The 23,899-nt window shown below is 67.9% G+C and carries 21 protein-coding genes; 4 read left to right on the top strand and 17 right to left on the bottom strand.

Annotation, left to right across the window (positions count from 1 at the left end):
• Positions 1 to 794, bottom strand: a 794-nt coding sequence (locus M3498_06350; GenBank protein ID MDQ3458905.1) for a kinase/pyrophosphorylase, incomplete at its 3' end; no start/stop codon positions are given.
• 139 nt (positions 795 to 933) lie between these two features.
• On the opposite strand from M3498_06350, the gene ppsA reads away from it, so the two are divergent.
• Entirely contained in the window at positions 934 to 3,315 is a 2,382-nt protein-coding gene (gene ppsA / locus M3498_06345) for a phosphoenolpyruvate synthase (GenBank protein ID MDQ3458904.1), read from the top strand.
• A 97-nt stretch (positions 3,316 to 3,412) separates the two neighbouring features.
• Here the strand turns inward: ppsA and M3498_06340 are convergent, their stop codons facing one another.
• The 3 genes from M3498_06340 to M3498_06330 all read right to left on the bottom strand — a co-directional run bounded on the left by M3498_06340 (position 3,413) and on the right by M3498_06330 (position 6,296).
• Positions 3,413 to 4,315, bottom strand: a complete 903-nt coding sequence (locus tag M3498_06340) for a DUF6263 family protein (protein ID MDQ3458903.1) — start codon at positions 4,313 to 4,315, stop codon at positions 3,413 to 3,415.
• Between the two features lie 126 nt (positions 4,316 to 4,441).
• Positions 4,442 to 5,560 (bottom strand): tRNA pseudouridine(13) synthase TruD, encoded by a 1,119-nt coding sequence (locus M3498_06335; protein MDQ3458902.1) that lies wholly within the window; start codon positions 5,558 to 5,560, stop codon positions 4,442 to 4,444.
• Between the two features lie 85 nt (positions 5,561 to 5,645).
• Positions 5,646 to 6,296 carry an LON peptidase substrate-binding domain-containing protein gene (locus tag M3498_06330; protein ID MDQ3458901.1) on the bottom strand — a complete coding sequence of 217 codons (651 nt, stop codon included), beginning with the start codon at positions 6,294 to 6,296 and terminating at the stop codon, positions 5,646 to 5,648.
• A gap of 217 nt (positions 6,297 to 6,513) precedes the next feature.
• On the opposite strand from M3498_06330, the gene M3498_06325 reads away from it, so the two are divergent.
• Positions 6,514 to 6,675: a hypothetical protein gene (locus tag M3498_06325; protein MDQ3458900.1), complete on the top strand. Its 162-nt coding sequence runs from the start codon at positions 6,514 to 6,516 to the stop codon at positions 6,673 to 6,675.
• An 88-nt stretch (positions 6,676 to 6,763) separates the two neighbouring features.
• Here M3498_06325 and M3498_06320 read toward each other — a convergent pair whose 3' ends face one another.
• The 13 genes from M3498_06320 to ispG form a co-directional block, all read right to left on the bottom strand.
• Positions 6,764 to 7,366 (bottom strand): response regulator transcription factor, encoded by a 603-nt coding sequence (locus M3498_06320; protein MDQ3458899.1) that lies wholly within the window; start codon positions 7,364 to 7,366, stop codon positions 6,764 to 6,766.
• On the bottom strand, positions 7,363 to 8,523 hold the full coding sequence (locus M3498_06315) for a sensor histidine kinase (protein MDQ3458898.1): 1,161 nt from the start codon (positions 8,521 to 8,523) through the stop codon (positions 7,363 to 7,365). The genes M3498_06320 and M3498_06315 overlap by 4 nt, the downstream gene beginning before the upstream one ends.
• 139 nt (positions 8,524 to 8,662) lie before the next feature.
• Positions 8,663 to 9,967, bottom strand: coding sequence for an acyl-CoA thioesterase/BAAT N-terminal domain-containing protein (locus M3498_06310; GenBank protein ID MDQ3458897.1), 1,305 nt, complete (start codon positions 9,965 to 9,967; stop codon positions 8,663 to 8,665).
• A 40-nt stretch (positions 9,968 to 10,007) separates the two neighbouring features.
• A complete protein-coding gene (locus M3498_06305; GenBank protein MDQ3458896.1) occupies positions 10,008 to 10,814 on the bottom strand; it encodes an ABC transporter permease in 807 nt (268 codons plus the stop codon).
• Entirely contained in the window at positions 10,811 to 11,284 is a 474-nt protein-coding gene (locus M3498_06300) for an RDD family protein (GenBank protein MDQ3458895.1), read from the bottom strand. Before M3498_06300 ends, M3498_06305 begins: the two co-directional genes overlap by 4 nt.
• Positions 11,285 to 11,355: 71 nt before the next feature.
• Positions 11,356 to 12,291 (bottom strand): ABC transporter ATP-binding protein, encoded by a 936-nt coding sequence (locus tag M3498_06295; protein MDQ3458894.1) that lies wholly within the window; start codon positions 12,289 to 12,291, stop codon positions 11,356 to 11,358.
• Positions 12,292 to 12,445: 154 nt separating this feature from the next.
• Positions 12,446 to 13,900, bottom strand: a complete 1,455-nt coding sequence (gene crtI, locus M3498_06290) for a phytoene desaturase family protein (protein ID MDQ3458893.1) — start codon at positions 13,898 to 13,900, stop codon at positions 12,446 to 12,448.
• Positions 13,887 to 15,011: a glycosyltransferase gene (locus M3498_06285; protein MDQ3458892.1), complete on the bottom strand. Its 1,125-nt coding sequence runs from the start codon at positions 15,009 to 15,011 to the stop codon at positions 13,887 to 13,889. The genes crtI and M3498_06285 overlap by 14 nt, the downstream gene beginning before the upstream one ends.
• A complete protein-coding gene (locus M3498_06280; GenBank protein MDQ3458891.1) occupies positions 14,999 to 15,709 on the bottom strand; it encodes a 1-acyl-sn-glycerol-3-phosphate acyltransferase in 711 nt (236 codons plus the stop codon). The genes M3498_06285 and M3498_06280 overlap by 13 nt, the downstream gene beginning before the upstream one ends.
• Positions 15,706 to 17,253, bottom strand: a complete 1,548-nt coding sequence (locus M3498_06275; GenBank protein ID MDQ3458890.1) for a carotenoid biosynthesis protein — start codon at positions 17,251 to 17,253, stop codon at positions 15,706 to 15,708. The genes M3498_06280 and M3498_06275 overlap by 4 nt, the downstream gene beginning before the upstream one ends.
• 72 nt (positions 17,254 to 17,325) lie before the next feature.
• A complete protein-coding gene (locus tag M3498_06270) occupies positions 17,326 to 18,885 on the bottom strand; it encodes an NAD(P)/FAD-dependent oxidoreductase (GenBank protein ID MDQ3458889.1) in 1,560 nt (519 codons plus the stop codon).
• Positions 18,885 to 19,760 (bottom strand): phytoene/squalene synthase family protein, encoded by an 876-nt coding sequence (locus M3498_06265; protein ID MDQ3458888.1) that lies wholly within the window; start codon positions 19,758 to 19,760, stop codon positions 18,885 to 18,887. Before M3498_06265 ends, M3498_06270 begins: the two co-directional genes overlap by 1 nt.
• 191 nt (positions 19,761 to 19,951) lie before the next feature.
• The gene (gene ispG, locus M3498_06260; protein MDQ3458887.1) at positions 19,952 to 21,220 is read right to left on the bottom strand and encodes a flavodoxin-dependent (E)-4-hydroxy-3-methylbut-2-enyl-diphosphate synthase; all 1,269 of its coding nucleotides are present in this window, start codon (positions 21,218 to 21,220) and stop codon (positions 19,952 to 19,954) included.
• Between the two features lie 226 nt (positions 21,221 to 21,446).
• On the opposite strand from ispG, the gene M3498_06255 reads away from it, so the two are divergent.
• Together M3498_06255 and M3498_06250 are read left to right on the top strand one after the other, a co-directional pair.
• Positions 21,447 to 22,403, top strand: coding sequence for a ring-cleaving dioxygenase (locus M3498_06255; protein ID MDQ3458886.1), 957 nt, complete (start codon positions 21,447 to 21,449; stop codon positions 22,401 to 22,403).
• A 347-nt stretch (positions 22,404 to 22,750) separates the two neighbouring features.
• Entirely contained in the window at positions 22,751 to 23,899 is a 1,149-nt protein-coding gene (locus M3498_06250) for a deoxyguanosinetriphosphate triphosphohydrolase (protein ID MDQ3458885.1), read from the top strand.

Below are 23,899 nucleotides of genomic sequence, written 5' to 3'. Positions count from 1 at the left end.
GCCTGCATGATGGTCGCGGAGATCTCCTCGATGGAGGTGGTGGTGGTGTTCAAAAAGGTAACCCCCAGGGAGCGAAACAGTTCTTCGGCACGCCTGACCTCGAAGTCGCAGCGCGACAGCTCGGCATACTGGCTGTTCGGCTTGCGCTCGCGCCGGATCTGGTGCAGCCTGAGGGGGTCGATGCTGAGCCCGAAGACCTTGCCCCGGTAGTCGCGCAGCGTCCGGGGCAGGCTCATCTTGTCGAAGTCGTCCTCGGCCAGGGGATAGTTGGCGGCGCGGATGCCGTACTGGAGGCCCAGGTAGAGGCAGGTCGGCGTCTTGCCCGCCCGCGACACGCCCACCAAGATGATGTCGGCGCGCCCGTAGTGCTGGGTGCCCAAGCCGTCGTCGGTGGTGAGGGCAAAGTCCACCGCGTCCATGCGCAGCTGGTAGCTGGCCAGGTCCACGATGCGGTGATAGCGCCCGACCCGCTCCGAGGGAGCCAGGCCCAGTTCTGCCTCCAAGGCGTCCAGATAGGGAGCGAAGAGGTCGAGCAGGAGCCCCTTCGTCCCCTTCAGCGCGGCGGCCACCGCGGGGTCGGTGAGGGTGCCGAAGACCACCGGCCGGAGGCCCTCCGCCGCGGCCTGGTCGATCTCCAGGGCGACCGCCCGCACCTTGGCGAGCGAGTCGGTAAAGGGCCGGGTGACGTAGTGAAGGTCCAGGCCCTCAAAGCGGGCCATCAGGCTGTGGCCTAGGACCTCGGCGGTGATGCCGGTGTGGTCGGAAACGAAAAAAACGCTGCGCTTGGCTTCCATAACCGCCTCTCATGATGGTCGTCCGGACCCGGCCGGCTTTGTTCAACCCGTTGTATCACGCCTGGAAGCGGGTCACATGACAACCGTGCCCGGACCGGTATACTCGCAGGTACAACCAACACGCGCCAAAGGAGATACCATGGCAAGTTACATCCGTCCTTTCAGCACGCTCGGCATGACCGACTTGGACGAGGTCGGCGGCAAGAACGCCTCACTAGGCGAGATGATCGGCAAGCTCGTGGGGGCCGGGGTGAGGGTGCCCGGCGGCTTCGCCACCACCGCGGCGGCCTACCGGGATTTTCTCGCGGAGAGCGGCCTCGAGGACGAGATCGCCGGGCGTTTACGGGCGCTCGATAGCGACGACGTTATCGCGCTCGCCGAGGCGGGCCGGGCGATTCGCGCGCGCATCCTGGAGGCACCGCTGCCACAGCGGCTCGAGGCCGAGGTCCGCGAGGCCTTTGCCGGGCTCGAGGGCGAAACGGAGGGCGAGCTGGCGGTGGCGGTGCGCTCGTCGGCGACCGCCGAGGACCTGCCCGAGGCGAGCTTCGCCGGGCAGCAGGAGACCTACCTCAACGTGCGCGGCGTCTTAGAGGTCTTGGCGGCGGTGCGCAAGGTCTACGCCTCGCTCTACAACGACCGCGCCATCGCCTACCGCGTCCATCACGGCTTCGACCACGGCGAGGTGGCCTTGTCGGCGGGCGTGCAGCGCATGGTCAGGAGCGACCTGGGCGCCAGCGGCGTGGTCTTTACCCTGGACACCGAGTCGGGCTTTCGGGAGGCGGTCTTCATCACCTCGAGCTACGGCCTGGGCGAGCTCTTGGTCCAGGGCGCGGTCAACCCCGACGAGTTCTACGTCTACAAGCCGGGTTTGCGGGCGGACCGGCCAGCGATTTTGAACCGCACCCTGGGCTCAAAGGCGCTCAAGATGGTCTACGGCGAAGGAGCCGAAGCAGTCAGGACCGTGGACGTCGACGCGGAGGCGCGCGGGCGCTTTTCGCTCACCGACGAGGAGGTCCTCGCCCTGGCCCGCCAGGCGCTCATTATCGAGGACCACTACGGCCGGCCGATGGACATCGAGTGGGCCAAGGACGGCCAGGACGGCAGGCTCTACATCCTCCAGGCGCGGCCCGAGACGGTGCGGAGCCGGACGGGTAGGGTGCTCGAGCGCTTTTCGCTGAAGGGCCGGGGCGAGCTGCTCATCACCGGCCGCAGCGTCGGCCAGCGCATCGGCGCGGGCCGGGCGCGGGTGATCCGTGACGCCCGCGAGATGGACAAGGTCGAGGCGGGCGACGTGCTCGTCACCGACATGACCGACCCCGACTGGGAGCCGGTGATGAAGCGCGCCAGCGCCATCGTCACCGACCGCGGCGGGCGCACCTGCCACGCCGCCATCATTGCCCGCGAGCTGGGCATCCCGGCGGTCGTCGGCACCGGCGAGGCCAGCCACCTTATCGAGGACGGCAGCGAGATCACCGTCTCCTGCGCCGAGGGCGACACCGGCAACGTCTATAAGGGCCTTCTCGACTTCGAGGTGGACAGGGTCGAACTGAGCGCCATGCCCGAGCTGGGCGTCAAGATCATGATGAACGTGGCCAGCCCCGAGCGCGCCTTTGCCTTTGCCGCCCTGCCCAACGCCGGGGTCGGCCTGGCCAGGGTCGAGTTCATCATCAACAACGTCGTCGGTGTCCACCCGCGGGCGCTCATCGACTACCCCGAGCTGCCCAGCGAGCTAAAGGTCCTGGTCGAGGCGCGGACCGCCGGCTACAAGAACCCGGCCGACTTCTTCGTCGAGAAGCTCGCCGAAGGGGTCGCCACCATCGCCGCCGCCTTTGCTCCCAAGCCGGTCATCGTGCGCCTAAGCGACTTCAAATCGAACGAGTACGCCCACCTCCTGGGCGGCGACCGCTACGAACCCAAGGAGGAAAACCCCATGATCGGCTTTCGCGGCGCCTCGCGCTACCGCTCGGCAGCGTTTGCGGAGGCCTTCGCGCTCGAGTGCCGGGCGATGAAGCGCGTCCGGGAGGAGATGGGGCTCGAAAACGTCGAGATCATGATCCCCTTCGTGCGCACCGTAGGCGAGGCCGCGGAGGTCGTGAAGATCCTGGCCGGGCACGGCCTGAGGCGCGGCGAGAACGGCCTCAAGCTGATCATGATGTGCGAGGTGCCCTCAAACGCCATCTTGGCCGAAAGCTTTTTGGAGCACTTCGACGGCTTCTCCATCGGCTCCAACGACCTCACCCAGTTTACCCTGGCCTTAGACCGCGACTCCGGCCTGGTGGCAGGACTCTTCAACGAGCGCGACCCGGCGGTCAAGGCGCTCATGCACCGAGCGATTGGCGCCTGCAAGGAGGCGGGCAAGTACATCGGTATCTGTGGCCAGGGGCCCTCGGACCACCCCGACTTCGCGCTGTGGCTGATGGACGAGGGCATCGACTCGATCTCGCTAAACCCCGACACGGTCTTGGAGACCTGGCTCTACTTGGCCAAGCGGCAACCGAAGCGGCAGGGTCAGCCCGCCTGACACGAGTCGTTCTGTCTATTCGAGCGGGTCGAGCAGCCGTCCCATCCAAAACTCCGCCTTCAAAGAGGCGGAGTTTTGGATGGCTGGGAGGCGTCGTCTATTCGTCTTCTTCCTCTTCCCAGGTCATGTCCACCGTGGTCACGCTGGTGACGCGCTGCTCGTCGTTCATCTCGGTGAGCACCATCTCGGACTCGGTCGTGAGCCGCAGGTTGCCCTGACCAAACAGGCCGGTGAGATCGAGAAGGTAACGGCCGCTGCCGCTGCCGCTCAGCGAGATGATTTCGATGTCCTGGTTCGGGGCCATCTCGAGCATACCCTCGCCGGACGCTTGCGTCATGGTGACCTCGAGGCCGACGAGGTCACCGTCTAACTCGGTCAACTCGAAGAGGCTCGTCTGCTCGATGCTCAGCCCGCCCTGCGTCACGGTGCTGCTGCTTTCCCAGCGCGCACCGACGCCCACGGCTTCCTCGGGAAAAGGCGTGGCGAACTGTTCGAAGGTCCCCTCGAGGTCTTCGAACAGCGCCGCGAACTCCGGCTCAGCCTCCGGCGTATCGAGCTCAGCGCTCAAGACGACGCCGCGCTCGTTTATGACCATGCGCCCACCGGCACCCTGAAGCATGCCGATTCCCTCTTGAAGCTCTTGCAGGACCGCGCTGTCCACGCCTCCCGCCGCTTCCTCCACGAGGAGTTCGACCTCGCTATAGGCGAAGCTGTAGTGGATGTCGCCGGCCTCGCTGACCTCATCGACGGACGCCGTCATGGTCATACGGATGGGCGGCAGGTCAAAGGACGGCGTCTCCTCGCCGTCCATCTCGGCGCTGGTGGTGATGCGCTGGGTGAGCACGGTGGTGCTGGTCATACCCACCTCGGGCCGGTAGCGCAACTCCTGGCGCGGCTCGGCGCCGGGCTCGAGCAGCGTGACTTCCTGCGCTCCGGCCCAAACGAAGGCGAAAAACAGGACGAACAGCGATCTGTAAAGGTGCATCATCGGTAATTTCATAATATCGAGCCTAGCGAAGCCCGGCTCGCAAAGCTGTAAGCTCGCCTTCATTTGACTTTGTGTTCTCATGATTTGGGTTCTAATGAGAAGTGGCCACTTCGGCGGCTTGGGTTCGCCTCCTCCGGCTTAGCTGTCGACGTCGGCCAAGACGTCGATGTCCACCTTCATGAGCTCGCGCAGCAGGCTCGTCGCGAAGGAACCCTTGGGCAGGAAAAAACGGACGGTGTAGCCGTCCTCGTGCGGGCTGAGCGACAGCTCCGCAAGCCTCACCCGGGAGAGGCGCCGGTCGCCGTGCCGAGAGCGAAAATCCTCCGGGCGCAGGCCGAAGTGCGCGAGCGCCGCCCGCTCCACCTCACCCGCCTCGCCGGGACTCTCCTTCACCTTCTTGCCGTAGAGCGGGAGGGTGGCGCTGACCTCGAGGCGCTCGGCCCGGGGACTCTCGGCGCCGGCGTCTTCGACCAAAAAGGTCCCGCCGGTGTCGTGCTTGCGGGCCCAGTCACCGCTCACCAGGCGGTGGTAGAGCCCGCGCTCCAGGCGCAGGGCCAGGAGGTGGTTGAAGACCTGCGACTGCAGGGCGGAGAGGAAAAAGCGCTTCAGGCGGTGGTCGCCCGTCACCCGCTCGCCGCGCAGGAGGCGCAGGCCGTCGACGGCGTTGGTGCCGAAGCGGCCGAAGCGCTGCGGCCCGAAGTAGTTGGGCAGGCCCACCTCGTTGAGGCGCGCCAGCGTGGCCTCGGCGCGCGCGGCGGCGTCCGCCCCGGCGCCGCGCACCCGCACCGTAAAGAGGTTGCCGCGCAGGTGGCCGATGCCCAGCTTGTTCTTGTGACGCGAGCGCGCCAGGACCGTCACGCCGGCCAAGGACTCGAGCGCGTCCAGGGCCGCCGCGCTGGCGTTGGGCACGCTCAGCCACTGCCGGGTCACCGCCCACTTGTCCTTGAGACCGGCCACGCCGACGTTCTTTTCGGGAACGCCGGCCTGCCTGAGGGCCAGCACCAAGTCCCGCGTCGTCAGCCCCTCCTTCTCGACCAGGGCGTAGGCGTGCGAGCCGCCGCCGCTCGGTTCATAAAGGGGCACCTCGCTCACCCGGAAGTCCCCCGGCTCCGCGCGGATGCGTCCGCCGCTGCCCGGCAGCTCCGCGCTCACGGCGGGCAGCGCGGCCCAACTGAAGCGAAAGCGCGACAGGTCTTCAAGCAGGTCTTCAGGCAGGTCCTCGGCTGGAGGCGCTAAAGGCATTGGCTCAGTCGGCATGGCTCAGTCTACTCGAGCAACCGGCCAAGACGTGGGCGGGCCGGTCTCCAGTCACCGGTCCCCCAGTCATCGGCTGGTCCCCGAGTCAATTGTCGCGCTCGGCTCGGCCCGGCACCGTGAGCTCCGCGGCGTGCCGCGTGAGCTGCTCCTGCATGAGCTTCTGAGCGAGGCCAAAACGCGCGATCAGGCTGGGCGCCTCGAGCAGCACCTGGCGGCTGGCGGCCGGCACGCGCAGGTTGGCGCAGATAAAGGAGGCCTGGTGGACGGCGTCGCTGGGCATGGCCTTTCCAATCTGGCTCATGGCGTCGAAGGCAAAGGTCTGCTTGGCGTAGTCGCGAAAGACATCGAGCGCGTCCCAGGCGGCTACCTGCTCCCCATTCGGGTCGCCGCGCTCGAGCGGATAGGCCGCCTCCTCGACGCTGTAGTAGGGGTGGCTGACGGCGTCGATACCCTTCACCCGGCAACGCCCCTGCCCGTGCACCAAGATGTTGAAGGTGCCGTCGGCATTTTCGGCGACCGACATGAGATCGACGTAGGCGCCGACCTCGTAGGTCGCTACGATACCGTCGTTGAGGCGCGCGCTCGGCCGCGCCAGGACGATGACCAGGCGCTGGTTTTGCGTCTCCAGGCAATCTTTGACCATCGCCTTGTACCGCTCCTCGAAGATGAAGAGCGGCAGGGTCATGCCCGGAAAGACCACCGTCTCGGGCAGAGGAAAGAGGGGGAGATCCGCCACAAACCCAAGGTAGCAGGTCCCCCAAAACAAGAGTGCAGGACAGAGTAAGATTGGCGAAGCTAGCAGCCGCGCAAAGAGGCGACAGGCGCGAGATCGAGCCGTGACGGAACCCTCAGACGCATTCCAAGCGCAGTTCGACGCGCCGGCACTTCGTCCCTTTGACTGTGCTACGCTGTTCAGAAGTGTCAGGTGGTGAGAAGTGACCACGGAGCGAAAAATGAAGGTCGTCGGCAAGCGCGTTCCCTCGCGCGGCGGCCTTGTTGCCGCCGACAACCTCTTCCGCCTGGTCATCGACCTGCGCGGTGACAAACCCTTCTTTCCCAAGGGGTTTACAAGTTCAGGAGTTTTGAAGAAAAAGAAGCCTGGGAATGGAAGATGAGAACGCGCTAGAGGCTCGCCCACCGACGACCGAAGACCTCGTGCATCTCTAGGAAGCTCGAGCAGCAAAAGACGGGCGGCCAGACCCCTTAGAGCCAGCCCTTCGCCCGCGCCAGCCGTGCCGCCTCGACGCGGCCCTTCGCGCCCAGCTTGGAGATGGCCTCGGAGAGGTAGTTGCGCACGGTGCCGTCGCTGAGGCCCAGCTCCCGGGCGATGTCGGCGCTGCTGTAGCCTTGACCTGCCAGCCGCAGACAGCGGCGCTCGCGGTCGGTCAGGGGATCGGCCTCGCTCCAGGCCTCGGCGGCCAACTCCGGGTCTACGGCGCGGCCGCCCGCGTGGACGCGGCGGATCGCCTCGGCGAGTTCACGCGCGGGCGCGTCCTTGAGCAAATAGCCCGAGGCGCCCGCTTCCAGGGCCCGCCGCAAGTAGCCGGCCCGGGCGAAGGTGGTCAGGATGACGACCTTGAGCTCGGGCTGTTGCCGCTTCGCCTCGAGGGCGAGCTCGAGCCCGGTCAGCCCGGGCATCTCGATGTCGGTTAAGAGCACGTCCGGGCGGTGCTGCTGCACCATCTCCAAGCCTTCCGCGCCGTCACACGCCTGCGCCACCACCTCGATATCGCCCTCGAGCTCCAGAAGCGCCGCCAGGGCTCCTAAGACCATCGCCTGATCCTCGGCGATGAGAACGCGAATCATCCCTTGACCTCGAGAAGTTTGGGGGCCGGGACATGGGAGGCCGCGCCGGTCCCCGGCGGCAAGCGGACGAGCAGGCGCGTTCCCCGTGAGCCGTCGAGCTCGAGCTTTCCGCCTAGCGCGCTCACGCGCTCGCGCATCCCCGCCAGGCCCGAGCCCTCCGGCCCGGACATCCCGCGGCCGTCGTCACGGACCTCGAGCCGCACGTCACCGCCGTCCTCCTTGAGGCGGATGGTGCAGCGCGTTGCCCCGGCGTGGCGCAGCACATTGGTCACGGCTTCGCGCAGGACCAGGCTGAGGACGCTCTCTTGGGAAGGGCGCAAATCCAGCCTCTCGGCGTCGTACTCGAGCCTCACCCCCGCCGCCTCCAGAGCCAGCTTGGCGTTGGCGAGTTCACCTTTGAGGCCCACTGAGCGATAGCCCCTCACGGCAGCCCGGACCTCAAAGAGCGCCTCACGGGAGATGCGCTCGACATCCCCAATCTCCGCCGCCGCTTTTTGGGGGTCGCGCCCGGCGAGCTTAGCGGCGAGTTCGGACTTCAAGATGATCACCGAGAGGCTGTGGCCCAAGAGGTCGTGCAGGTCGCGGGCGATCCGTTCACGCTCGGCGATCTTCGCCAGCCGCTCGACCTCCTCGTGCGCCACGCGCAGCTTGGCGTTGGCACGCTCCCGCTCCGCCTCGACCCTGCCCTGAACGCCGATGACGACCGTAAAGACGAGCCCGAAGCCGAAGGGAATCAGCGCGTAGGGCGAGGCGTAGAGGACGAAGCCGACGTAGAGGGCCTGCAAAATGACGACGGCACACAAGCCGAAGAGAACGCGCTTAGCCAGGCGCGGCGGAGCGGCCCACCCTACCAAGTACGCGGCGTAGACGTAAAAAATCGCCGCGCCGGTGTTGAAAAACGACGCGACGAAGCCGAGCGTGGCCATGACCAAAGCCGCCCGGAACTGGTCACGGCCATCAAGCCAGTAGCTCCGAAAGTAGAGCGGCAGAAAAACCGCGATGAGCAGGCCCACCAGCAGCCAATCGAAGGCACTTCTCCCCGGGTCGAAGAGCGGCTGAAAGACGAGGTTAATGAGGTAGACGAGAGGGAAAAAGCTGTCCCAGCTCGAGCCCTCCGGCAGCAGCCGGATCCCTTTGCCTAACCTGGTCATGTTCATACCAAGAGCATAAGGGAAGGCGCGCCCTCCTTCAGGCGTCGCGCCTTCCGCTTCGGGACTCAGGGCGCCCTCCGCGCCTCTGCGTGATGCAAGACGGTGCGGGTGTCCGGTTGGGAGTTGCCCAGCTTGGACGCGGGTTTCACCGCAGGTTCTCCTCCAGCAGGTTCTCCTCGAGAAAGTCGAGCACTCTGGGCCACGAATCGGCGGCGGCCTCCGCGTTCGCTTGGGCCGTGCCGCCCATCGCCAGCCCCAGGATCGCCTCCGTGCCCCAGGTCGGCACGTAGGGGTTCAGGATGAGATGCCCGGCTTCCTCGTACTCGAGGTGCTCCAGCGGACGGTCGTGCCCCTCAAGCCGCTCGAGCGCGCGCTCGGCCATCAGCGTGCTTGGCCAGAGCGCGTCGTCGCCGCCGGAAATCAGCAGCACCGGGCCGCCGATGTCTTCAACGGGAATGACGGCCTCGTCGCCCTCGTAGCGCTCCAAGCTCTCCCGGTAGAGGGGCTCGAGGACCATCGTCTCCGGGTCGTCCGGCAAGGTCTCGGGCATCGCCGCGTAGGGCACGAAGGGGAGCCCTTCACCCGCTAGCGACCACGACGAGCGCGGCGTGAAGTCGGTGAAGGAGATTCCCTGCCAGACGACGTTCGAGGGTACGTAGGCGACCACCGCGCGCACCTCCGGGCGGCGCGAGGCGACCAGCAGCGCCGCCTCGCCGCCCTTTGAAGCGCCCACCAGCACGATACGCCCCTCGTCCACCGCGTCTTGCGCCGCGAGCCAGTTGAGAGCGGTATAGAAGGTCTCGAGCGGCACCTCGATGAGCTCTTCGGGAAGCTCGTCCACCCCGAAGTAGGCGAGCGCCAGCACCGCGTAGCCGCGCGAGGCCAGCAACGCCGCCCAGCCCTCGTCGAGGCCGCCCTCGGAACCGCCCAGGACGATGACCGTCGGGTGCGGGCCGTCGCCGGGAGGGGTGAAGAGGGTGCCGACGAGCCCCTCGTCGCGAACCTCGGTGCGGGTCACCTCGGGGGCGACGGCTAAGCGTTCGGCCGCGGCGGTCGCGACCGTCTCGCCGCTGACCTCGGCCCCTAAGGTGACGACCCAGGGCTCGAGGCTGCTTAAGAAAAACCCGGCCTCCGGCTCGCCCTCGGGCTGCATCGACCAGAAGAGGCCCATCGGGTCGGCCTCTACGTAGGTTCCCTCGAGGGGGGCCTGACTCGCCGGCTCAACCGTACCGTCCTCGGCGACCTCGAAGGTGGCGTAGGAGGCCCAGAGGAGGTCCGTTTCGTCCGCCATGCGGGCGCGCAGGGTGACTTCGCTGCCCGCTTCGAAACCGCTCAGGGTGATCGTCACCGGGGTATCGCCGAGCGCGCTCTGTGGCTCGAGGATGATCTCTTGAGCAGTCGCGAACTGGTGCGCGCTGAAGGTAAGGATTAGAAGGAGAAGGGTTTTCATAGTTGCTCCTTTCGGGAGGAAGGTCATGTGGCTAGGCCGCTCAGCCGTAGGTCCTGCCCTCGTCGCGCTTGTAGGCCCAGACGGCGATCATCAAGAACACTGCCGTAAAGCCTAGCAGCACCAGCACGTGAACCCAGGGACTGCCGCCTTGACTGGCGCCGAGCCGCCCCAAGGCGAGCTGCGCGTAATGGTACGGCGGCAGGAAGGGCGCGATAGCCTGCACAAACTCGGGTAGCGCAAAAATCGGTATCCACAGCCCCGAGGCGAAAGCGAGCGGCAGGTAGAGGATGTTGATGGCGGTAGGCGCGGAGTTGGGGCCTAAGAGGTAGCCGAACGCCAGCCCCATCGCGCAGAAGGGGAAAGCGCCCGCGAGCAGCGTACCGAAGAGTGCCAGCCACGTGCCCAAGGGGAGGGAAACATCGCCGAAGAGGAAGCCGAGCGCGAAGAGCGACAGCGCCACCAACGCGCTGAAAAGCAGCGCCATGACGATTTTGGCGACGAAGTAGGCCAGCGGCGGCATCGGCGACACGCGTTTGAGGCGCATCCACCCCTGCCCCCGCTCGACGGCGACCCCGACGCCAAACCCGAACAGTGCCGCGCCGATGATGCCGAACGCGCCGTAGGTGGCGAGCAGGTAGGTGGCGCTGTTTACCGGCCCGGAGCCCTGATTAAAGGTGAGGCCGAAGATGGTGTAGAACATCAGCGGAAAGGCCAGCACCGAGACCGAGTAGGCGGGCAGCCGCCAGAGCTTGAGAAACTCGGTTTTGGCCTCGAGCCAGTAGACCCGCACCACGTTACGCTTGGATTTGGGGGTAGCGGCGACGGTAGGCATCGTTTCGGTACTCATGCGCGTCTCAGGTTGGAATAGGCTTCTCTGTAAAACTGAACACGCGACCCCGCGGCGCGGTCGTAGGGGGTGCGCTGTAAGCGCGAGAACAAGCTGACGACGTAGAGCGCAACCAAGAGCAGCGACAGCGTTACCATCCCGAGCTGCCACGCCGTCACCGTTTCAGAAGCGGCGATACGGTAGCTTGCGGTGTGGGCGAGTTCCCAGGGCGTGAATTTAAGGGCACTACGCAGGAGGCTTTTCCCCCACGGTAAACGCTCCCCTTGTAAGTCCACCACGCGCAGCCCCAAAACCCGCTTGCCGAGCGTCGCGCCGCGCCCGGACGCTTCGCTCAGGGCAAAGTACAAGACCACGGGCAGGGTGATCGCAAGCAGGCTCAAAAGCTGCGTCCGCCACGGCTCACCCGGCCACGGCCAAGCCGCGCCGTAGACCAGCGCGGGCACCGCAAGCATGAGATAGAGAAAGATCACCCCTGAGTCCACACCGTAAGCGACCAGCCGCCGCCAAGGAGGGGCCGAGGTCGTTTGCGAAGTTATCAGCGTCATTTGCTCGTCTCCTTGGTGAGGGCTAAGAACGCCTCCTCGAGCCCCGCCCCGGAGACCTCGAGGCCGGAGAGTTCGGGGTCGCGCGTAAGCAGCTCCAACACCACCGGCTCCGCCTGGCTCACCAAGATGTCGGTCTGCGCCCCGTCGCGCGTAACGCTGCTGACCTGCGACCACGCCCGGATGGTCTCCAAGGGGACGCGCGTCGCGCAGCGCACCCGCCGCCCCGCCGTGCGCGCTTTGATATCGCTCGGACTACCCTCGGCGATGATGCGCCCGTGGTTTAGGAGCACCACGCGGTCGGCGAGCGCGTCGGCCTCTTCTAAGTAGTGGGTTGTCAAAAGCACCGTCTTGCCGCCCGCGATAAAGCCCCGCATCCCTTCCCAGAGCGAGCGCCTCGAGCCCACATCTAACCCCGTGGTGGGCTCGTCCAAAAACAAGAGGTCGGGGTCGCCCACGAGCGCCAGCGCCAGGTGCAGCCGCCCCTTCTGCCCACCCGAGAGCTTGCCGTAGAGCCTGCGCTCGAGCCCCATCAGCCCGGTACGCTCTAACACGTCGCCCAGCGGCAGCGGCTGCGGATAGTAAGACGCGAACAGCGCTACGTGTTCGCGCACCGTAAGCGTCTCCGGTACCCCGGAAAGCTGCAGCATCGTCCCAACTCGCATCCGGCTTTCTGCGGCCTGCGGGTCGGCCCCAAAAAGCCTTGCCGCGCCCGCACTCGGCCTGAGCAGCCCCAACATCAACCCGACCGCCGTGGTTTTGCCCGCCCCGTTAGGGCCTAAAAGCGCCACCACCTCGCCAGGACGGAGCGCCAGCGATACGTTGTCTAACGCCGTCACCTCGCCGTAGCGTTTGCTGACCGCCCGCAGTTCAGCCGCAGGGGGTGCGCTAGCTTGCGCCGTCTGCGCGGTGGGAAAAGTGTACGTCTGCACCATCTCGCCTCCTTGAAAGCCAGTGTGACAAAAAGGGGCCGACGGGGTTAGTGGCGGGTGTCAGGGCGGGGAGGTGACAGCTGTCATCGGGTTGCTACCCGCCGCCTCGCTCACGGCGTGAGCAACCGCCCTTCTTTAGCCCTTGGTTGGCCTTTGATTACTGCCCCCGGCGGCCCAGCAGCGCTTCCGCCGCCCGCTTGCCCGAGAGGATGGCCAGCGGGATGCCGCCGCCGGGGTGGACGGTGCCGCCCGCCAGGACGAGGTTGTCGAGGCCGCGCAGCTTCTGCCCCGGCTTGAGGGCCAGGCGCAGGCCGTGGGGGGCGTGGCCGTAGAGGCTGCCGCGCCAGCCCGTCTTGGCGAAGTCCGCGGGGGTGAGCCAGTGCCTGAGCCGGATGCGGGGCGTCACCTTGAGGCCGCGGCGCTCGAGCCTTTCGATCAGAAGTTCGGCGTAAAAGGAGGCCTCGTGCTCCCAGTCGAAGCCGCCCTCGGGCAGGGCGGGCGCGTTGACCATCACGAACAGGTTCTCGTGGCCCTCCGGCGCCTGGTCGGGGTCGGACTTGGCGGAGACCGACAGGTAGAGGGTCGGGTCGTCGGCGGGCCGGCCCGCGCGAATCGCCCTGAACTCGCTCTCGTAGTCGCGGGGAAAGAAGATGTTATGGTGCCTCAAATCGCGGCTCCTGCCCTCGAGCCCGAGCAGGAGGACGAAGCCCGACAGCGACGGCTCGCGCGCCTCGAGGGAGCTGCGCAGCCCCAGGAGCTTGTGGGTGTGAACGAGGTCGAGCGCCGCGACCACCGCGTCGGCGCCAAAGGTGCCCGACGCCGTCAGCGCGCCGATCACGCGGCCGTCACGGACCTCTAGGCTCAGGGCCTCCGCGCCGGTGACGACCTCGACACCGAGCCGAGCCGCCAGCGTGCCGAGCTCCTGGACCAGCCGACCGATGCCGCCGTGGGGGTAATAAGCGCCCAGGCCGACCTCCGCCCACATCACGTTGTGGGTGACCGCCGGGGCGCGAAAGGGGTCGGCGCCCAGGTAGGTGGCGAAGCGCAAGAAGAAGGGCTCGAGCTCGGGGCTGACGCGGTAGCGGGCCAGCAGGCGCTCGAGGCCGAGGCCGGGATAGGCGCGCAGGCCGTAGCGGAGCCCGTAGCGCAGGAGCGCCGCCGGCCCCGGCGAAGGGCCGTAGACGAAGGTCGGCGCCGCGGCTTCAAAGAGCCGGCGCGAGAGGTCGAGGAGCCCGGTATAGGCCTTGGCCTCATCCCTGCTCAGCTGCGCGGTGGTCCTGGCGACGTTCTGGTGGACCTCCCAGACCCGGCCCGAGGCGAAGTGGTAGCGGCAGAGGGGGGCTAGGGGCGTCAGCGCCACCGGCAGGCTCTCGCCCGCCGCCTCGAAGACGCTGCTCAGGACCCGCGGCAGGGTGAGGACGCTGGGGCCGGTGTCGAAGCGGTAGCCGTCGCGGGCGTAGACGCCGGCCTTGCCGCCCAGCTCGGGCGCCTTCTCGAGCAGCGTGACCTGGGCGCCGCCGAGCGCCAGGTGAACCGCCGCGGAGAGGCCGGCGAAGCCCCCGCCCAGGACCAGCGCCGAGCGGGGCGGCTTGGCCCCCTTACGGAAGCTCATAGCTTCGCCCCTTCCATTCGTAGCCGCCGCGCCGCCACAGGGCCCTCACCCCGATCAGCCAGAGCGGGTAGGCCATGAGGGGCTGCAAAAAGGCCTCGAGCGGGTTGCGGCGCGTCTTTAGGCAGGTGAGCGCGCGCTGCACAAGCCCCAAGGCGGCGAGGAGCAGCCACTGCGGACTCCAGAGGGCAAAGAGGTAGGGCAGGCTGTAGGCCAGGGTGTTGAGCAACAGGCTGAGGCCGAGCGCCCAGGGGCTGCCCAGATGCACGGCCAGGAGGCTCTTGGAGAAGCCCGCCACCACCTCGTCGTGGCCCCTGTACATGCGCGTGCCGATCATTCTCCCCCCGACCGCCAGGGCTACCCGGCAACCCGTCGCCTTGGCGAGCTGACCCATCTTAACGTCCTCGAGCACCGAAGCGCGCACCGCCCGGTGACCGCCCACGCCCCAGTAGGCGGCGCGCGTCCACAGCATGAGCTGACCGTTGCCCGCCGACAGCGAGGCCACCGGCGCGTACCTGACCCCCAGGTAAGGGAGTCCGCCCAGCAGCACCATGTCGATGAGCGGCACGGTGAGGCGCTCCATCAGGCTGTGGGTGAGCTGCCGGGGCCAGACGCTCAGGTAGTCGGCGCGCGCCCGCTGGCGAAAGGCCAGCAGCGCCGGCAAGGTTCCCGCCCCCCAGCGCACGTCGGCGTCGGTGAAGACGAGCAGGTCGCCTCTTGCCGCCTCGGCGAGCTGCTGGCAGGCCCAGTTCTTGCCGCTCCAGCCGCGCGGCAGGGGCTGACCCTTCAAGACCCGCAGGGCGGGGTAGCGCGCCGCGTGCTCCTCCAAGACGCTAGGCGTGCGGTCGCTCGAGCCGTCGTCGAGGACGAGGACCTCCAAAGCGCCCTGGGCCAGCAGGCGGGGCAGGGTTTCGGGCAGGTTGTGCGCCTCGTCGCGGGCGGGCACCAGGACGGACACGCGCGGCAAGCGCGCCACTCGCCCCGGCCGCAGGACCGGGAAGAAGGCGAGGTTGCTCACGAGGACAGCGAACTGCAGGCCGAGATAGAGCGCCGCGACGAGAAAGAGCAGGTCTAGGAGCGCCATGTTCAAGAGCGCCATGTTCAAGATCGCCACAGCCGCTCCAGCCAGGCGCTGCGCTGGTGGCTGCTGCGCGTGCCCGTCAACAGCGAGGCGAAGCCCGGCAGCGGCGTTTCCGGGTCGTGCCGGGCCACCAGGCCGTCGATCTCCTCCAACAGGCTTCCCAGCGCCGCCGCCAGCGCCGCCGTCAGGGCGGCCCTCGAGTCCCCCGGCGCAAGGGCCGCGCCCACGTTCAAGTAGGCCTCGGGCTTTTCGGCGCCGCGCACCACCACCCGCGCGCCCATGGGCACGAGCGGCAAGGCCGCTTGCCGGGCGAAAAAGGCGGCGCCCTCATGGAGAGGGCCGGGCGGCCCCGGCGGCCGCAGCGCTCCCTCGGGATAGATGACCAGCACGTCGCCCTGCGTAAGCCGCCGCAGCGCCTCGCGCGGCTCGCTCCGGCCGATCGCGCCGCGGTGCCTGAAAAAGCTGAAGCGCCCCAGCTGTACGTCGTCCATCACCAGCGCCACCCTTCGGCCCTCGCAGCTCAAGAGCAGCCAGGCGAGGTAGCCGTCCCACCAGGCGTGGTGGTTGGCCGCCAGCACAAAGGCGCCCTGGGGCAGGGGCGCGCCCTTCGACCACACCCCGCTCAGACCGCGCCCGAGGGAGCGCCGGACCAGCAGCGGCAGCGAGGCGGCGATGAGCGCCCCCACGGCCTGGCCCCCGCGCCGCCTCGAGCCCTTGCCCACCCCTCTCACCGGCCCCCTCCCTGTGACTCTCGCTGTGACTCTCGCTGTGACTCTCGCTGTGACTCTCTTTGCGCCCCTCTTCGTGCCTGTACCCCCGGCCTTCCCGCCTCGGGCCAGGCCCGAAGGCTCAGCGCGCCCATCGCCAGGAGGGTGACGAGGGCGGCAAGGGGCAGGCCGAAGACCAGGAGCCCGACGCTCATGAGAAAGGCCTGGACGACGAAGACGAGGCGCAGCTCGAGACCGCGCTCACCCACAAGGCGGGGCTCGAGCCGCGCGAGCAAGACCAGCAGTACCAGCCCGGCCGCGTACCAGCCGAGAAAGTTGCTGAAGGGCACGCCGTAGTAAGGGCCCGGCGGCGTCCAGGTCCAAAAGCCCTGCTGCACCATCAGCGGGTCCAAGCCGAGGTCCCAGGCCACCAAGGCCAAGGGCGCCCAGAGGAGCTTATGGCGGCTCGGCGCGACGGCCAAGGCCACCAGCGCAAAGGCCCACCAGCCGAGCGGGACGATGACGGGCACGCCGGCGAGGTTGGGATGGGCCTCGCTGTAGAGGTAGGAGCCGAAGGGAAAGCCCGTCCGGCTGCCCAGCCACTCCACCGCCCAGCCGAAGCTCACGGCCACGGCGAAGAGCGCCCAGGCCCTGGCGCCGTAGCGCTCCAGGGCGTAACCGAGCACGCCGAACGCCAGCAGCCCGGTGCTGATATGGGCGATGAGGGGAAAGGCCTCGGGCGCGAGCGGCGCGGGCACCATGCTGAGGGCCCAGAGGACGAGCGCAAAGCGCCACCAGGCGCCCAGCGCGCTCCCCAGCGCCAGGGCGCGCGGCCAAGCGCGCGGGTGCAGGACGAGCGTGAGGCCGAAGCCGACGAGCAGGTTGGTGACTAAGAAGAAGAGCGCCTCTTCGATGGGCAGCCCGGCCAGGTGAAGACCCGAGGTCTGCTCGGGGCTGATCCACCAGATGCCGCTGCGGATGGCTACCCAGTCGGCCAGCCACAGGTAGAGGGTCGGCAGGGCCAGACCCGGCGCCAGCACTCTCCCCCGCCCCACCAGCAGGTCGCCGCCAAAGCCCCACTGCAGGGCCAGGAGCGGACAGGCCCAGGCGGCGATGAGGCCGAAGTAGCGTCCCGCCTCATAGCCAAGGGCGAGCAGCCCGGCCGCGCTGAGCCCCAGGAAGAAGAGCGCCCCAGCGAGGCGCAAGCGCGGCCTTGGCGCGCGCTCGGACGGGCTCACGCGCCGCGCCAGGAAGAAGAGAAAGAGCCCGGTCAGGACGGGTTGGAGCAGAAAAAAGGCGTACTCCTCGACGGGCACGTAGCCGACCGTCCCCAGGACCCGGCCCGCGCCGTAGCCCCAGACGCCGCTCGCCACCAGGTAGTTGTCCCAGGGCGTGGTGTAGACGAAGGCCAGCACCAGGTGGGCCAGGAGCGCCAGCCAGGCGGCCCGCGAGCTGCCGCCGAGGCTGCCGGGAAGCGCTTGGCCGCGCCGCAGGTCGCGCCAGGTCAGCAGCGCGAGCACTACAATGGGCGGCAGGATGAGGGCGAGATGGAACTGAAGGTAGGTCATGAGGAGCGCTCAGGAGACAGGGGTCGGAAGTCCGACCAGAAGCTCACGACTCCTGACTCCTTCCTGAACCCGTCACCGGCGCCGCTCCAGGTCTTTGAGCACGACCCTGGCGGCGTTCCGACCCGAGGCGCCCATGATGCCACCGCCGGGGTGGGTGCTGGCGCCCGTCAGGTAGAGGCCCTTTAAGTGCGTGCGGTACTCGGCCATGCCCAGAAAGGGGCGCAGCGCGAACATCTGGTCGAGGCTCATCTCGAGGTGCATGACGTTGCCCTTATGGAGCCCGAGCTCGCGCTCGAGCCACAGCGGGTGCTGAAAGAGGCTGCCCACCACCTTGTCCCTGGTGCCGGGGGCGTAGCGCTCGTAGAGGTCGAGGATGCGCTCGGCCACCGCGTCACCGATCTCGTCCCAGGTGCCGCGCTTCAGCTTGTAGGGAAAGTACTGCGCCCAGAGCCACAAGACCTCGCCGCCGGGCGGCGCCAGCGACGGATCCACCGCGCTGAAGCTCATGGCGACGAGGGGCGGGTCTCCTGCGGGCTCACCGCGGAGATAGTCGCCGTAGGCCGCCAGGATCTGCTCGCGGTCGCGGCACAAGAGCCCGAGCCCTCTTCTGGCCTCGTCGCCGGGGTGGGCGCGGTAGCGAACCGGCGCGTCGAGGGCGAGGCGCAAGACGGCGCCGAAGCCGTTCCCCACCCGCATCCCCTCGGCGCCGGGCGGGCGCTGCTCCGGGGGCAGCAGTTTGGTAAAGGTGGTAAGCGCGTGCGTGCCCGCGACCACCGCGCGCGCGGTGTAGAGCTCGCCGGCCACCACCACGCCGACGGCGCGGCCGCCCTGGACGACGATTCGCTCGGCGGGCGCGTTCACGAAGACCTCGCCGCCGTGCGCCTCTATATGCCGCCCCAAGGCCTGGGTGAGCTCGCCCGAGCCGCCGCGGGGCCGGGCCATGCCGCCCTCGTGGTAGAGCGGGTGCCAGAGGAGAAAGGGCGCGGTGACGGCCTCCGTGGGCGGCGGGCCCGACTGCGCCGCCATCCACACCAGCGGCGCCTTGACCTTCTCCTCGCGGAAGTAGCTGTCCACCACATCAAAGTAGGGGCGCATGATCATCGGCAGGGCGCGCTTCCAGTCCTTGGCGGCCTTGCCGAAGACCATCTTGCGGCCCAGGTTTAAGGGGCTCGGCACGCTCAAGAAGAGGTCCTTGACGACCCTCGCGAAGGGCCGCCAGTCGTCCAGAAAGCGCCCGTAAGCCTCGCCCTCGCCGGGGAACTTGGCCTCGAGCGCGTCGATCGTCTCCCCCTCGTCGCGGTAGATGAAGAGCGCGTCGCCGTCCTCATAGGGCGCGAAAAAGAGCGGGTCGATGTCGATGTAGTCGAGGCCGTAGCCTTCTAAGCCGAGTTCTTGAACGATGGGCGTGAGCCTGATCAGGATGTGCGCGCTGCCGCCCAGGTCGAAGCGGTAACCCGGAACGAGCTCCTCGGTGACCACCGCCCCGCCTATGCGCGCGCGCCGCTCGAAGACGGCCACCCGCAGGTTGGCCTGCGCGGCGTAGGCGGCGGTGATGAGCGCGTTGTGGCCCGCGCCGACCACGATCAGGTCGTAGTCGTGCACGCCGGCTTTGGCAGGCTTGCGTTGGGTCATCAGGCGACGCCGCGGCCGCAGGCGTAGACCGCCCTGGGGATGAGCGCCAGCCGCTCGAGCGGCCTCAGGTGCGCCCGCCGGGTCAGGTTGTCGTAGCCGTTTTGGCGCAGCTTGGCGACGATGGCCTCGTAGTTGAGCGCGGCCACCCCGACGGCGGTTCGCGCCGGGCAGGACAGCTTGGGGATGCCCTGCCAGCCCTCGCGGTAGAGCGCGTGGGCCAGGGCGGCGAGTTCTTCTAAGAGCGCGACATAGCCTTCGCTCACCCGGCCGGCCTCCAAGTCCTCGACGGCGACCCCAAAGCGCGCCATCAGCTCGGCGGGCAAGTAGCATCTGCCCGCCGCCAAGTCCTCGCCCACATCGCGCAAGATGTTGGTGAGCTGCATCGCCTGGCCGAGCGCCAGCGCCTGCTCGAGCGTGCGTTCGCCGCCGCTGTAGCCGGCAATCGGCGCGACCAGCCAGCCCACCACCCCGGCCACCCGGCGGCAGTAGAGCATGAGCTCGTCTAAGTCCTGGACCTGCCTGGGATGGACGTCGCTGCAGAGGCCCAGGTGCAGTTCGGCAAAAGCCGCGAAGGGCACCTGGTGACGCTCCAAAATCCAGGTAAGACCGAGCTCGGTGGCGCTGCCCCCGTCGGGCGCGCCCAGATAGGCTCGCTGCACGCCCTGCCACCAGGCTTCGAGCCGGCGCTGCGCCTCCTCGGGCGTAGCTGCCTCGTCGACGGCGTCGTCACCGCTGCGGCACACCGCGTAGACGACGTGAACGGCGCGGCGCTGCTCGCGCGGAAAGAGCCCCGAGCCCAGATAGAAGGTACTGCTGTGCTCGCGGGTCAGCCGGCCACAGCAGGCGATAGCCTCCTCGAGCTTGGCTGTGTCCACACTTGACCCCATCGCCTCTAACCCCATCGCCTCTAACCCTATCGCCTCCGCCGTCCGCGGCCCCAGGTGCTTTGGGGGCGGCTTGCCGTGACCTCTTGCCACCGACTTGCTACCGGCTCGGTAGCAGGCCCCTACAAGATGCCAGACTCTACCCCGGCGCCCGCCCCGAGACGGTGAAGTGCTCAGCAATCTTATCCCCTAGAGGGCACTTGCTGGCCGTAGGTCTCCCGCACGTAGTCCTCGAGCATCCTGTTGAAGTCGTCGACCAGGCCGGGGCCGCGCAGCGTGGTCACCAAGGCGCCGTCGCGGTAGACGGGCGCGCGCGGGTCCTCGCCCGCGCCCGGCAAGGAGATGCCGATGTTGGCGTGCTTGGACTCGCCGGGGCCGTTCACCACGCAGCCCATCACCGCCACCTTGAGCGTCTCGACGCCGGGGTAGCGCTCCTTCCACTCGGGCATCTGCCTCTTCAGGTAGCTTTGGATGTCGCGGGCCATCTCCTGGAAGAGGGTGCTGGTGGTGCGCCCGCAGCCGGGACAGGCGGTGACCTGCGGTGCGAAAGCGCGCAGGTCCAAAGCCTGGAGAATCTCTTGCGCCGCCTCGACCTCGCGCTCGCGCGGCGCGCCCGGCTCGGGGGTAAGCGACACGCGGATGGTGTCGCCGATGCCTTCGGCCAGCAAGACGCTGAGGCCCGCCGTGCTGGCCACCACCCCCCGGACGCCCATGCCCGCCTCGGTGAGGCCCAGGTGCAGGGCGTAGTCGCAGCGCGCGGCCAGGCGGCGGTAGACCTCCCAGAGGTCGCGGACGGCCGAGACCTTGGCGGAAATTATGATCTTGTCGCGGCCCAGGCCGTAGGACTCGGCCATCATCGCCGAGTGCAGGCCGGACTCGAGCATGGCCTCGAGGGTCACCTCGCCCGCCTCCTGGGGACGGGCCCTGCTGGCGTTCTCGTCCATCAGCCGCGTCAACAGCGCCTGGTCCAAGGAACCCCAGTTGACGCCGATGCGCACGGCTTTGTCGTGCTCGAGCGCCACCTCGATCATCGTCTTGTAGTTGACGTCGTGGTGCCGGCCGGCGCCCACGTTGCCGGGGTTGATGCGGTATTTGTCGAGCGCCTGGGCCGCAGCGGGAAACTCGCGCAGGAGGATGTGGCCGTTGTAGTGAAAGTCGCCAACGAGCGGCACCGGGGCGCCCATGTCATGCAGGCGCCGACGGATCTCGGGCACCGCTCGAGCGGCCTCCTTGTTGTTGACGGTGATGCGGACGATCTCGCTGCCCGCCTCAGCCAGTTGCGCCACCTGCACGGCCGTCGCCGCGGCGTCGGCGGTGTCGGTGTTGGTCATCGACTGCACCACGATGGGATGGCCGCCGCCGATCCACACCCCACCGACGTTGACCGCCACCGACTTGCGCCTCACTCCCTTCACCGTCACCCTCTCCACCGTCACCCTCTCGACCGTCAAAACCTCATCCTTCCTTGGCAGTCTACCCAAAAGCGCCGAGGGCTGGGTGAGCCGCGCCTACGCAGCACTTCCACAAGTCACTCACCAGAAACCCCGTCCTCTCCCGGCGCCAAGCCGACGGGCTCGACACGTGGAAGCTCAGCAAAGACCCGAACCAAGCTTGACAGAACATAGCGCTATATTTAATATATCAAAGAAGGGAATGAAGCTTTCGAAAGGATCCAGCATGCGCACGAACGGCATTCACCACGTCACCGCCATCGCCGGCGACCCGCAGGAGAACCTCGACTTCTACGCGGGCGCCCTCGGCATGCGCCTGGTCAAGCGCAGCGTCAACCAGGACGACCCCGGCAGCTATCACCTCTTTTACGCCGACGCCGAGGGGCGCCCCGGCACCGACCTCACCTTCTTTCCGTGGACGCGGCTGGCGCCGCGCCGCCCCGGCGTCGGCCTGACGAGCGAAGTGGCGCTGGCGGCTCCCGCGGGCAGCCTCGGCTACTGGGCGGAGCGGTTGGAGCGGTACGGGGTCAAGCTGGGCCGTCCGCAGGCGCGCTTTGGCGAGCAGGCCTTGCCCTTTCGCGACCCCCACGGCCTAGCGCTCGCCCTGGTCGAGATCGGCGAGGACCGTCCCTTCAGCCCCTGGGAAGAGAGCCCGGTCCCGGCGGCAGAGCAGCTTCGCGGCATTCACGCCTTGCGCGCGCTAGAGCGCGACCTCAGCCTCACCGCGCGCTTTCTGACCGAGGTGATGGGCTTCACGGCCGTTGGCGACAGCGGATCCTGGCGGCGCTTCAGCGCGGGCGGCGGCTCCGGCAGCTTTTTCGACGTGCAGGAGCGCCCGCAAGAGGGGCGCGGCCAGTGGGGCACGGGCAGCGTTCACCACCTGGCCTGGCGCGTCCCGGACGAGGAGGCGCAGGAGGCCCTGCGAGAGCGCGTCGCGGCGGCGGGCCGCCGGCCCAGTGACATCATCGACCGCTTCTGGTTCAAGTCGGTCTACTTCATGGAGCCCGGCGGGGTGCTCTTCGAGCTCGCTACCGACGGCCCCGGCTTCGCGGTCGACGAGGACCCGGCGCGGCTGGGGGAAGGGCTGGTCCTGCCCCCTTGGCTCGAGCCGAGCAGGCGCGACATCGAGGCGGCACTGCCTCCCCTGCGCTCCCCGCGATTGGCCGCCGAGGTCGGTGAATGATCCGTGAATGATCCGCGAGTCGATTCGGCGCTGCGCCGCGAGCTCACCGAATCGCCGACACCTGGACCGCCGATACCTGGACCGCCGATACCTTCCTATGCCTTGAACCTATGCCTTGAACCGCAGCATAGCCGCCACCCGCCGTGCCTGGTGTGGCGGTCGGCGGGTGTGCGTAGGCTCTTTTGGTTTCCCCGTCCAAAAGATGTCTTAGCTTAGCAATTCTTCGCTGGGCCCTGCAAGGGACCAAAGTCGCCAGAGCCTAATCCTAAAGTCTTAGGACCGCTCCGCCGGCACGCTCGAGCACCGGCATGCCCGAACCCATGGTGATTTTTGCTAAACTCAGCCTGATGCTCTTTACCCGCGACAAGCTCGAGCGCAGCGAAGCGAGCTCGCTGGCGCCCTATGCGGCACTCGCCAGTACCTCCAAGGGGCGCCTGCACCCCGAAGGCGAGTCGCGCTTTCGCACCGCCTTTCAAAAGGATCGCGACCGGGTGATTCACACCTCGGCCTTTAGGCGCCTCGAGTACAAGACCCAGGTCTTCGTCAACTACGAGGGCGACTACTACCGCACCCGCCTCACCCATACCTTAGAGGTCGTTCAGGTCGCCAGGAGCATCGCGCGGGCCCTGGGCCTAAACGAGGACCTGGCCGAAACCATCGCGCTCGCCCACGACTTAGGCCACCCGCCCTTTGGCCACGCCGGCGAAAAGGCGCTCGACACGCTCGCTAAGGACGTGGGTGGCTTCGATCACAACAAGCAGTCCTTGCGCATCGTCACCAGCCTCGAGCGGCGCTACCGGGACTTTCCCGGCCTCAACCTGAGCTGGGAGACGCTCGAGGGCATCATGAAGCACGAGACCGACTACGACCTGCCCAGCGAGGGCTGGGAGCCCGACAAGCAGCCCACCCTCGAGGCCCAGGTGGTCAACTTGGCCGACGAGTCGGCCTACAACGCCCACGACCTGGACGACGGCCTCAGGTCGGGCCACTTAAAACCCGATCACATCGCCGAGGTGCCCGTCATCGCCGGGTTGATGCGCGAGCTCGGCCTCAGGCCGCAGGGCTTCAGCAACGAGAGCCGCTACCTGCTCATCCGCGAGCTCCTGGGCCTCATCATCACCGATGTGGTCGAGCACACCCACCGCGCACTCGAGGAGAGTAGCGTAGCCTCGCTTGCGGACGTGCGTGATGCGCCGACCAAGCTCGTCGCCTACTCCCCGGAGATGGCCGAGAGGTTGCGCGAGCTCAAGCGCTTCCTTTACGAGAACTTCTACTTCCACTACCGGCTGATCCGCATGACCAAAAAGGCCGAGCGCATCTTGGAGGCCATCTTCTGCGCCTACCTGGACCTGCCCACCATGCTGCCGCCCTCGGTGCGCGAGCACGCCGAGGAGGTCGGCCTCATGCGCGCGGTCACCGACCATCTGGCGGGCATGACCGACCGCTACGCCGGCGACGAGTACCGCCGCCTCTTCGACCCCCACGCGCTGACGTGA

This window comes from Deinococcota bacterium (genome assembly GCA_030858465.1).
Classification (GTDB): Bacteria; Deinococcota; Deinococci; order Deinococcales; family Trueperaceae; genus JALZLY01.
The sequence above is the reverse complement of the archived record's forward strand: the minus strand, read 5'-3'. Positions and strand labels throughout refer to the sequence as shown.